Origin of the sequence: Mesorhizobium sp. J18 (assembly GCF_007829525.1) — a bacterium.
GTDB lineage: Bacteria > Pseudomonadota > Alphaproteobacteria > Rhizobiales > Rhizobiaceae > VLJP01.
The window spans coordinates 12,293-22,787 of sequence record NZ_VLJP01000004.1; the positions used below are offsets into that span (position 1 = coordinate 12,293).

Annotated in this window: 8 protein-coding genes; 2 read left to right on the forward strand and 6 right to left on the reverse strand. The window is 61.4% G+C overall.

Features of this window, described 5'->3' with window-relative positions:
* Positions 1-16: 16 nt before the first annotated feature.
* The 4 genes from L598_RS02535 to L598_RS02555 all read right to left on the reverse strand — a co-directional run bounded on the left by L598_RS02535 (position 17) and on the right by L598_RS02555 (position 6,403).
* Positions 17-751 carry an SDR family oxidoreductase gene (locus L598_RS02535; protein WP_144859956.1) on the reverse strand — a complete coding sequence of 245 codons (735 nt, stop codon included), beginning with the start codon at positions 749-751 and terminating at the stop codon, positions 17-19.
* An 839-nt stretch (positions 752-1,590) separates the two neighbouring features.
* On the reverse strand, positions 1,591-2,742 hold the full coding sequence (locus tag L598_RS02545; RefSeq protein WP_144859959.1) for an osmoprotectant NAGGN system M42 family peptidase: 1,152 nt from the start codon (positions 2,740-2,742) through the stop codon (positions 1,591-1,593).
* A gap of 6 nt (positions 2,743-2,748) precedes the next feature.
* The gene (ngg, locus tag L598_RS02550) at positions 2,749-4,467 is read right to left on the reverse strand and encodes an N-acetylglutaminylglutamine synthetase (protein ID WP_144860154.1); all 1,719 of its coding nucleotides are present in this window, start codon (positions 4,465-4,467) and stop codon (positions 2,749-2,751) included.
* 160 nt (positions 4,468-4,627) lie between these two features.
* Complete coding sequence (locus tag L598_RS02555) at positions 4,628-6,403, reverse strand: N-acetylglutaminylglutamine amidotransferase (RefSeq protein WP_144859962.1); 1,776 nt, start codon at positions 6,401-6,403, stop codon at positions 4,628-4,630.
* A 94-nt stretch (positions 6,404-6,497) separates the two neighbouring features.
* On the opposite strand from L598_RS02555, the gene L598_RS02560 reads away from it, so the two are divergent.
* On the forward strand, positions 6,498-7,040 hold the full coding sequence (locus L598_RS02560; RefSeq protein ID WP_144859965.1) for a MarR family winged helix-turn-helix transcriptional regulator: 543 nt from the start codon (positions 6,498-6,500) through the stop codon (positions 7,038-7,040).
* Positions 7,041-7,164: 124 nt separating this feature from the next.
* Positions 7,165-8,442: a 5-aminolevulinate synthase gene (gene hemA / locus L598_RS02565; protein ID WP_144859968.1), complete on the forward strand. Its 1,278-nt coding sequence runs from the start codon at positions 7,165-7,167 to the stop codon at positions 8,440-8,442.
* Positions 8,443-8,620: 178 nt separating this feature from the next.
* On the opposite strand, the gene L598_RS02570 is transcribed toward hemA, so the two are convergent.
* The gene (locus L598_RS02570) at positions 8,621-9,793 is read right to left on the reverse strand and encodes a pyridoxal phosphate-dependent aminotransferase (protein ID WP_144859971.1); all 1,173 of its coding nucleotides are present in this window, start codon (positions 9,791-9,793) and stop codon (positions 8,621-8,623) included.
* A gap of 93 nt (positions 9,794-9,886) precedes the next feature.
* Positions 9,887-10,315 carry a large conductance mechanosensitive channel protein MscL gene (mscL, locus tag L598_RS02575; protein WP_144859974.1) on the reverse strand — a complete coding sequence of 143 codons (429 nt, stop codon included), beginning with the start codon at positions 10,313-10,315 and terminating at the stop codon, positions 9,887-9,889.
* Positions 10,316-10,495 lie beyond the last annotated feature (180 nt).

A 10,495-nucleotide genomic window follows, 5' to 3' on the forward strand; every position in this document is an offset into this window, starting at 1 on the left:
CTGCAAGCGTCTTTTTTCAGATGGTCCAGCCACCGTCGATGGCATAAGCTTGGCCGCTGGTGTAGGTGGCGCCGGCCAGGTAAAGCGCGAGATCGGCGATCTCCTCCGGCGTTCCGAGCCGCCCCATGGGCTGGCGGGCGATGAAGGCCGCGCGGGACCTTTCGTAGTCTCCTTGCGCGCGCATCCGATCCTGGAGTGACGGACTTTCCACCGTGCCCGGGCAGATGGCGTTGCACCGTATCCCCTGTCCGACATAATCGGCAGCGATTGCCTTGGTGAGGCCGATCACGGCAGCCTTGGTGACGCCGTAGGCAAAACGGTTCGGCACGCCTTTGACGCTCGAAGCCACCGAGGACATGTTGATGATGGACCCGCCGCCGCGTTCCAGCATGCCGGGCAGCACGGCGCGGATCGTCCGCACCATCGACTTCACGTTCAGATCGAAGGCGAAATCCAGTTCCTCGTCCTTCATGTCGAGGATGGTGCCGGAATGGACGAAGCCGGCGCAGTTGAAGAGGATATCGACGGATCCGATGTCTTTCACGACCTGCCGGACCGCCGTATCATCAAGCACGTCGAGTTTCCCGATTACAATGCCTGCCTGCGAAGACAGCTCCGCCAACAGCTTTTCATTGATGTCGGTGGCATAGACCCTGGCTCCGGCCCTGGCGAAGGTGATCGCGGTCGCCTTGCCGATGCCCTGTGCGGCGGCCGTGACCAGCGCCGTCTTTCCCTCCAGACTGATGCTCATTTCTTCCTGCCTCTTTATCCGGCTCGTCAGACCTATTTGTTTCCACATCGATAACATAGATGTGATCGACCGCCAGGAGGATCTTGTCCCATTCGATCGACCACCTCGTAGCCCGGCAATCATTCACATGTCGAGAATCCGAGCTTGTCGTCGTATCTGCGGTGGAAATCCATCTGGACCGCAATTCCGGCCCATTTCATGGGAAGGTCACAGAAGCAATCTATGCGATGTTTATCGGACGAGGTCCCATCGCCCAGACAGGCGGCACCTGCGCACATGCGACAAAAATGCTCATCCTCTATGCATTTATGATACTTGCCAAAAGCTTGGGCAGATTCTAGATTTGGATCGTCGGTGATCTACCTCCTCCCAGAAAGCCGACAGACTGATGCGGTGCTCCTCCTCCCGCGCCGCAATTCAGATTGAAGCCCGCCGCTCCTCCTCCCGCGGCGGGCTTTTCTTTTTTGTCGAAAATCAGCCGACAATCCGGGTCGGAACCGGGCCAGGGTCCGGTGCCGGGTCCGGGGGGATCGGGCGCGGAATGGGCGGCTCCGGATCGGGAGTGGGAAAAGGTCTGGGCGGCGTTGCGATCATGTCCGTCCAACGCGCGGGGATCATATTGCGTTCCTCTTTCGGAACGGTGCCAAAAAAGAGCGGGCCCGTAAGGGGTATCGACCGGGCCCGCCCAGCGGGATCATTCGATGCGACTATGGTTGCACCACAGTGACGCAACATGACTGTCACGAGACATCGCATCTATGGCCAAGGGCAGGACATGGGTCCGCAAGAGCGCGTCACCCGAACGGTAACGGCAGGCAGCCGCCCGCGCGATGCAATGGTCACTCCGGCAGCCTGCGGGGCTTCTCCGGCTGCTTTGCCGCTTCCGTCGGCTGCTCGGTGAAGCCCTCGATGTCCGACACCTCGCGAACGTCGCGTTCGATCTCCACAGGACTCATCACATAGGCGGTGACGAGTTCCGCCACCGAGCGCAGCGCATGGACATGAATGCGCTCATAGCCATGCGAGCCATCGACTCCAAAGGCGATCAGCGCCGTGCGCACGTCATGGCCCGCCTCGATCGCCGAAGCCGAATCCGAACGGTAGTAGCGGAAGAGATCCTTCTGGAAACGGATGTCCTCCTCGCGGCAGAGATCCACCAGCTTCTTGGTCAGATGGTAGTCGAACGGTCCGGCCTGATCCGCCATGGCGATCGTGACACCGAATTCCGACGAGTTCTGGCCAGGCGCGGTCGTGCCGTTGTCGATCGTCACCATGGATGCGATCTCCGGCGTAATGATGGAGGCGGCGCCGACGCCCACCTCCTCGGCAATGGTGAACAGCCAGTGCGTGTCGACCGGAGGCGTCATGCCTTCACGCTTCACCGCCTCGAAGGCCGCAAGGGCGATCGCCACACCAGCCTTGTCGTCCAGATGGCGCGAGACGATGAAGCCGTTGTCGAGGAATTCCGGCTGCGGGTCGATGGCGACGAAATCCCCCACGTCGACGCCGAGCGCCAGCACATCCTTGCGACTCCATGCAGCCGCATCGATACGCAACTCGACATAGGGCCAGCCGACCGGCTGCGTATCCACCTCCTCGTTGAAAGTGTGGCCGGAAGCTTTCAGGGGCAGGATGGTGCCGCGATAGCTGCCCCTTTCCGTGTAAAGCGTAACTCTCGCGCCCTCCGCGAAACGGGCAGACCAATGGCCGATCGGCACTAGTTCAAGGCGGCCGTTGTCCTTGACATATTTGACCTGCGCCCCGAGCGTATCGAGATGCGTGATGATGGCCCGGGCAGCGCGGCGCCGCTCGCCCTGCCTGATGGCGCGGATCGCGCCGCGCCGGGTCAGTTCCGGCTCCATGCCGAGGCGCTGCAACTCTTCCGTCACATGGCGAACGATCGTGTCCGTGTAGCCCGTGGGACTGTCGATCGAAAGCAGCGCCTTCAACTGCTCCGTCAGATAGGAAATATCGATCTTGAGCCTCGGCACCAGCTCTCACCTCATGCCCAGCGCTTGGTTTGCCGTCTTTGCCCCGGAACGCGGGAACAAAAGGTCCACGAAGCGTTCGGCCGTCGGCTGCGGCTCATGATTTGCGAGTCCGGGCCGCTCATTGGCTTCAATAAAGACATAGTCCGGCCGGCTCGGTGACTGCACCATGAAGTCCACACCTACGACGGGTATGTCGATGGCACGTGCGGCCGTGCATGCTGCCCTTACCAGCTCCGGGTGCACGATCTCCGTCACGTCATGGATCGAACCGCCGGTATGCAGATTCGCCGTTTTGCGCACGACGATCTCCTCGCCTTCGCTCGGCACGGTGTCGAGCTCATGGCCGGAAGCGGCCAGGCAGCGCCGCGTCTCATCGTCAATCGGAATCCTGCTCTCTCCGCCAGTAGCGGCTGCGCGCCGTCGCGATTGATGCTCGATCAACGCCTCTATGGTGCGCTGTCCATCGCCGACTACGGATGGTGGCCGCCGCACGGCTGCCGCGACAAGGCGGAAATCGATGACGACCAACCGCAAGTCCTGGCCCTCGAAGCAGGCTTCAACCAGAACGCGATCCGAAACCTCCCGGGCTGCCTGGATGGCCCGTTCGGCCTCATCGACCGTCTCCAGGCCGACAGCCACGCCTCGGCCCTGCTCGCCACGGGCCGGCTTGACGACGATGCGGCCATGTTTCTTCAGAAATTTTTCCAGCGCGGCACCATTATCGGTCGCCTCCATCTGCTCGGGCACCTTGAGCCCTGCAGAGGCAACGACCCGGCGGGTTACCGCTTTGTCGTCGCAGATCGACATGGCGACCGCCGAGGTCAGCTCCGACAGACTCTCGCGGCAGTGGATCGAGCGCCCGCCGAAGGAAAGGCGGAAGAACCCGCCTTCGGCATCGGTGATGTCCACGCCAACCCCGCGCCGATGCGCCTCGTCTACAATGATGCGGGCATAGGGGTTCAGCCGGTCGTAATCCTCCAGCGGCTGCGTGAAGAGCTTTTCGTTGATGGGATTCTTGCGCTTCACGGCAAAGGCGGGAATCCGATGGAAGCCGAGTTTCTCGTAGAGGGCGATCGCATGTTCATTGTCATGCATGACCGAAAGGTCCATGAAGCTTGCGCCCCGCGCCTTGAAATGCTCCGCCAGGCGGCGAACCAGCAGTTCGCCCACGCCGGGATGCCGCGTCTGCGGATCGACCGCGAGGCACCAGAGCGAACTGCCGTTCTCCGCATCGTCGAAAACACGCCTGTGGTCGACGCCGGTGACGGTGCCGAGTATGTCGCCAGTCGTCTCGTCCTCCGCGACGAAATAGGTGATTGCCCGGCTGTCGCGGTTGGTCCAGAAGAAGTCGGGGCGAACCGTGACCATCCCGCGCGTCGCATAGATGGCGTTGACCGCCTCCGCGTCGGCCTCCGAGGACAGTCTTCGGATAAAGAAACCGCGCGGCTGCCTCCGGCTCGGCCGATAGGTGGCAAGGTTCAGCCGGTATGTGTGCGACGGGTCGAGGAAGAGTTCGTGCGGCGCCAGCGAGAGCAGCACATGCGGATCGCGTATATAGAAGGCGATGTCCCTACGGGCGGGGCCTTCCTCGCGCAAGGCTTCAGCCAGGTCCGCATTGGTTTCGAAAGTCTGGGCGAAAAGAAGCCTGCCCCAGCCGAGATCCACTGTGACGGAAGTCGGCGATCCCCCGCTTCCGTCGTCGCCGTGGCTGATCGCGGGCTTCATGGATTCATCGCGCAACCGCTTCAGCCGGTAACCAAGCGCCTTGTCGCTGCGGCTGCGCGGTGCTCGTGTCAAAGCCTCGGCCCTCTTGTTCACGACGAAGACTCCCGCATCTGCTGGACACAGTCAAATCTGGAAATTCTGGATGGATATGTCTGGCTGGTCATATTCCGTGCGTCTGCAGCCAAAGTTCCAGGAGGCCTACCTGCCATAGCTCCGAACCCCGCAGCGGCGTGATGTGCTCGGCCGGATCGGCAAAGAGCTTCTCAAGATAATCCTTCCGGAACAGCCCGCGCTCCCGTGCAGCTTGCGCGGTAAGCGCATCGCGAACGAGATCGAGATAAGGACCGGCGACATATTTGAGCTGCGGCACCGGGAAATATCCCTTCTTGCGGTCGATGACCTCGTGAGGGACAACGAGCCGCGCCACATCCTTCAATATGCCCTTGCCGCCATCCTTCAGCTTCTCCTCCGGCGGGATGCGGGCGGCGAGTTCGACAAGTTCATGGTCGAGGAACGGAACGCGCGCCTCCAGTCCCCAGGCCATGGTCATGTTGTCGACCCGTTTCACCGGATCGTCGACCAGCATGACGGTGCTGTCGAGCCTGAGCGCCGCATCTACGGGCGACCCGGCACCTGGACGGTGGAGATGCCCGGCGACAAGCTGGCGGCTGAAGTCGTCTTCGGTGATCCAGTCCTCGCCTAGCTGGCCACGCAAGGTTTCGTGGCTGCGATCGAAGAACACCTTCGCATAGTCGCTGACGACATCAGCGGAGTTCATCAGCGGCGGATACCAGTGATAACCGCCGAAGACTTCGTCGGCGCCCTGCCCCGACTGCACGACCTTGATGTGCTTCGAGACCTCCTTGGACAGGAGATAGAAGCCCACATTGTCATAGGAGACCATCGGCTCCGACATGGCCGCGAAAGTACCGGGCAATGCTTCCATGAGCTGATCCGACGGTACGAATATCTTGTGATGTTCAGTGCCGAAGCGTTCGGCGATCAGGTCGGAATAGACGAATTCGTCGCCCTTCTCGCCGTTCGCCTCCTCGAAGCCGACGGAAAAGCTCATCAGGCCGGTCTGCCCGGCTTCCGCCAAGAGCCCGACGATAAGGCTGGAATCGACGCCGCCCGACAAAAGCACACCAACCGGCACGTCGGCCACCATGCGACGCTTGACCGCCAGCCGCAGCGCCTCGAAAACCCTGTCACGCCATTCTTCCGGGGAAAGGCCGGAATATTGCGGATCTCGGTCGAAGGGTGGATTCCAGAAAATCCGATCCTTCACCGCACCGTCGGGTTCGATCATGCGAATCGTGGCCGGCGGCAGCTTCTTCACTCCGTTAAGGATGGTGCGCGGCGGCGGCACCACGGCATGGAAGGTCATGTAGTTGTGCAGCGCGTGTCGGTCTATCGATGTGTCGACGTCACCGGCCTTCAGGAGCGCGGGAAGCGAGGAGGCAAAGCGGATCGTCTTGCCTTTCTGTGACAGGTAAAGCGGCTTGATGCCGAAACGATCGCGCGCCATCACGATGCGGCCGGTGTCGCGCTCCTGAATGACGAAGGCGAACATGCCGTGGAAGCGCTCGACGCATCTGTCACCCCAGGCATGCCATGCCTTGAGGATCACTTCCGTGTCTCCGGTGGAGAAGAAACGGTAACCTTCGTCCTTCAGTTCGGCGCGCAATTCAGGATAGTTGTAGATGCAGCCGTTGAAGGCGATGGTCAGGCCAAGTTCCGGATCGGCCATCGGTTGCTGGGCCTTCTCCGAAAGATCGATGATCTTGAGCCGGCGATGACCAAAGGCGGCGTTGCCATGCACCACGACACCCGCTCCGTCCGGCCCTCGCGGCGCGAGACAATCCATCATCTTCGCAACGACGACGGGCGATGGCTGTCCGCCGTCGAAACGCAATTCTCCGCATATTCCGCACATGAAGTGTGCCGGTTCCTCTTAGTTCAATTCGTTTGCAGCTTGCCGTAATAATTAGAGTTCATATAATTAGATGTCAAATTAATGAGCATGGCCCATGTCCGAGAATGTTGCGAACGCGGGGCGCAAACGAAGGTTCCGACCGGAAGAATTGCGCACCGTCGAAAAGGCGATCCGCCGCATCGTGCGCGCCAATGACCTTCAATCGAAGGCGCTGGTCAAGGCGGTCGGCCTGACATCGGCCCAGCTGGTCATTCTGAAGGCGATCGCCAATCTCGGCGAGGTGACGACGACGGCACTATCCGCTCATGCCGATCTCAGTGCGGCCACGGTCATCACCATTCTGGACAATCTCGAGGAGCGCGGGCTCATCGAGCGCTACCGCTCCATGAGCGACCGTCGCATCGTGCATACGCGGCTGACAGGCTCCGGCAAGGCCCTCGTCGCCAAGGCACCGGAACCGTTGGGGGCGACATTCGTGGAGCGCTTTGCCGCCCTGCCCGACGAGCGCCGCCGGGAGATCGTGGCGGCCGTCATGGAGCTTGGGGACATGCTGGCAAGAGACGGAGGGACTGGCGCGGAGCCTGCCGATCTGTTGCCTCCCGGCCAAAAGACCGGTGCGTCCCAGGAAAGGCCATGAATGGCGGATGAAATCCGCCCGATCCGTCGTTTTACAGCGGCAGCCGTGGCAATTTGACCGAAGGGCAGCCGTGGACGGAAGGGGAGCCGGACATTATGATCCGGCGTAAATTCAGGAAGGTCAGATGGACTATCAACGGTTTTTCGAGGACGCGATCGACCAGTTGCACGCCGAGCGTCGCTACAGGGTCTTCGCCGACCTGGAGCGCATCGCGGGCGAGTTCCCGCGCGCGATCTGGCGCGCCAATGGCGAGGCGAAAGAGATCACCGTCTGGTGCTCCAACGACTATCTCGGCATGGGCCAGCACCCTAACGTGATCGCCGCCATGCAGAGCGCGGCGGGCAGCATGGGCTCCGGCGCCGGCGGCACGCGCAATATCTCCGGCACCAACCATCCGCTGGTCGAGCTGGAACTGGAACTGGCCGATCTGCACGGGAAGGAGGCCGGGTTGGTGTTCACCTCCGGCTTCGTCTCCAACGAGGCCTCCATCTCGACCATTGCACGGCTCTTGCCGAATTGCCTGATACTTTCGGACGAACTCAACCACGCCTCCATGATCGAGGGCGTGCGCCGCTCCGGCGCGGAGAAGAAGATTTTCCGCCACAATGACGTGGCGCATCTGGAAAGCCTGCTGCAGGCGGCTGGGCGCGAGCGCGCCAAGCTCATTGTATTCGAAAGCGTCTATTCCATGGACGGCGACATCGCGCCCATCGAGGCGATCGCCGACCTTGCCGACAAGTACAATGCCATGACCTATATCGACGAGGTCCATGCCGTTGGCATGTATGGGGCCCGTGGTGGCGGCATTACGGAGCGTGACGGGCTTGCCCACAGGATAGACGTCATCGAAGGTACCCTCGCCAAGGCATATGGCGTAATCGGCGGCTATATCACCGGCTCGGCGGCGCTGATCGATGCGGTGCGCTCCTACGCCCCGGGCTTCATTTTCACCACGGCCTTGCCGCCGGCGATCGCCAGCGCCGCGACTGCCTCGATCCGCCATCTGAAAGCTTCATCCGCGGAACGGACCGAACATCAGCGCCAGGCGCAGCGCACGAAGGACGTGCTTTCGGCTGCGGGCCTGCCGGTCATGCCGTCCGAGACGCATATCGTGCCGGTGCTTGTCGGCGATCCGGAGCTCTGCAAGATGGCCAGCGACCGGCTTCTCGGCAAGCATGGCATCTACATCCAGCCGATCAATTATCCCACCGTACCACGCGGTACGGAGCGGCTGCGCATAACCCCGACCCCGTTCCATTCCGACGCTTTGATCGAGACTCTGAAGGATGCTCTTCTGGAGACCTGGCAGGCGCTGGGTATCCCATTCACCGAAACACAGCAACCGGAAATAGCGAAGTCCGAACGGATCGTCCCGTTGCTGGTCTCGAAATCGGGCGGCTGAACCGTACCGTTCGGTACGGTTCGTCGAATCCGCAAGGGCGAGCGCCGGAAAGCCGGAAGACCGGCCACCAAATCCGTCGGAATAACGATTTGAGCCGTACCGGCGGGTACGCCTTCCTTGTCAATCCTCGAACATATCGGGCCTCGAACATATCGGGAATGGGCCCTGATCGGACCCTTTAACTCTGGCGTGCAGCGATCCAGCCGGCAAGACGGCTGGCGGCTTCCTCAAGCTGATCCAGCCGGCGATTGAAGCAAAGCCGGAAGAAGCCTTCACCGCCCGGACCGAATGCGCTGCCCGGGGCGAGACCCACGCCCGTTTCGTCGACGATCTCTATCGCGGCCTGAGCGGTGTCCTTCACTCCGTCAATCGCGAAGAAGAGGTAGAAGGCGCCGGCCGGTCGGGCAAAACGCACGCGGCCGGTTTGGCTGAGAATGCTACTGACAATGTCCCGCCCCTTCCTGGCGCGCTCCACCTGTCCGGTGACGAAGCCGTCACCGTGATCAAGAGCGGCGACCGCTCCCCGCTGCATGAACTGCGCCACGCCGGAAGTGGAATATTGGATCAGGTTTTCAAAGACTTGCTGCAGTGACGGATCGGTGCGAAGCCAGCCAATGCGCCAGCCCGTCATCGCCCAGTTCTTGGAGAAGCTGTTGACGAAGATAATGCGGTCATCCGCCTCCATCACGTCCATGAAGGAAGGCGCCCGCCCACCAGCATAGTGGAACAGGGCATAGATCTCATCGGCCACAATCCAAAGACCGCGACGCCGGGCAAGGTCCAGAACGGCCTTCAGAGTCTCGCGGTCAGCGGTCCATCCGGTAGGGTTGGAGGGCGAATTGAGGAAAATGGCACGGGTTCTGGGCGTGATCGCTGCTTCCAGACGGCCGGGATCAAGGCTCCATCCGTTCTCCGAGAAATCGAGTTGAACGGGCACCGGCGTGCCGCCTGCAATGCCGAATGCCGCCGGGAAATTCGGCCATGCCGGCGAAAGGTAGATGATCTCGTCCCCGGCCCCTGCGACCGCATCGATCGCAAGCTGGATCGATTGCATGCCGCCACCTGTCACGATGAATTCTTCCGGCGCGAAACCCTGCCCGAAATGCCGCTGGTGGTACCGTGCCAAGGCCGCTCGCAGATCAGGCGTGCCACGCTGCCAAGTATAGAAGGTCTCACCTCCGGCGAGACCGGCTGTCGCCTCTTCATGGATGAAGGCCGGGGTCGGCCGGTCTCCCTCACCGACCCACAGCGGGATGAGGCCCTCGCGGCCGCGCGCATGGTTCACTACCGCGACAATGCCGCTTTCCGGCGCGGAACGCGCTTCGCGCCGAAGAGATTCTGCAAAAGACATCGGTACCGTATGGACTAATTCGGAAAGCGGCGGGGCGCCGCTTCCGAATGTGCTGCATCCAGCCTCTGCTTCAAAAGCCGGAAAAGACAACCCTTAGACTGCCTTGCGACTGGCGAGTAGATCACGGATTTCGGTCAGAAGCTGCACATCAGCGGGCGCCGCCTCGGGCTCCGCTTCCTGTTCCTTTTCGAAGCGCCGGCGGATGTTGTTAACCCCCTTGACCATGAGAAAGATGATCCAGGCGAGAATAAGAAAGTTGATGATGACCGTGATGAAGTTGCCGTAGGCGAGCACTGCTCCCTGCTCGCGTGCAGCTTCAAGAGTGCCGGCGTTCACGCCGGAAGCAAGCGGAAGGAAGTAGTTGGAGAAATCCAAGCCGCCGAATATGGCCCCGACGATCGGCATGATGATGTCGTCGGTGAGGGATGACACTATCAATCCGAATGCACCGCCGATGATGACACCCACGGCAAGGTCCATGACATTACCGCGAGCGATGAATTCCTGAAATTCCCTCAACATCCCGATGGCCTCCTTGAACGAGGTTGCGACAGCTCCGTCAAAAACGAATCCCCCGACGGAGCCTTCCTATGAAAAGCGCAAACTGGGCCGACTCGCAAGCAAGGGTGGAAGCAAAGCATTGGACAGCGGGTTTGAGCTGTGCTTGCCTGAAAGTGCATGAATTGGCTGACATGGGAGGGT

What these genes read in the sequence shown, in the direction of transcription:
- hemA (WP_144859968.1), top strand. Translation starts at nt 7,165, where the DNA reads ATGGACTATCAACGGTTTTTCGAGGACGCGATCGACCAGTTGCACGCC.
- ngg (WP_144860154.1), bottom strand. Translation starts at nt 4,467, where the DNA reads ATGAAGCCCGCGATCAGCCACGGCGACGACGGAAGCGGGGGATCGCCG.
- L598_RS02535 (WP_144859956.1), bottom strand. Translation starts at nt 751, where the DNA reads ATGAGCATCAGTCTGGAGGGAAAGACGGCGCTGGTCACGGCCGCCGCA.
- L598_RS02555 (WP_144859962.1), bottom strand. Translation starts at nt 6,403, where the DNA reads ATGTGCGGAATATGCGGAGAATTGCGTTTCGACGGCGGACAGCCATCG.
- L598_RS02570 (WP_144859971.1), bottom strand. Translation starts at nt 9,793, where the DNA reads ATGTCTTTTGCAGAATCTCTTCGGCGCGAAGCGCGTTCCGCGCCGGAA.
- mscL (WP_144859974.1), bottom strand. Translation starts at nt 10,315, where the DNA reads ATGTTGAGGGAATTTCAGGAATTCATCGCTCGCGGTAATGTCATGGAC.
- L598_RS02560 (WP_144859965.1), top strand. Translation starts at nt 6,498, where the DNA reads ATGTCCGAGAATGTTGCGAACGCGGGGCGCAAACGAAGGTTCCGACCG.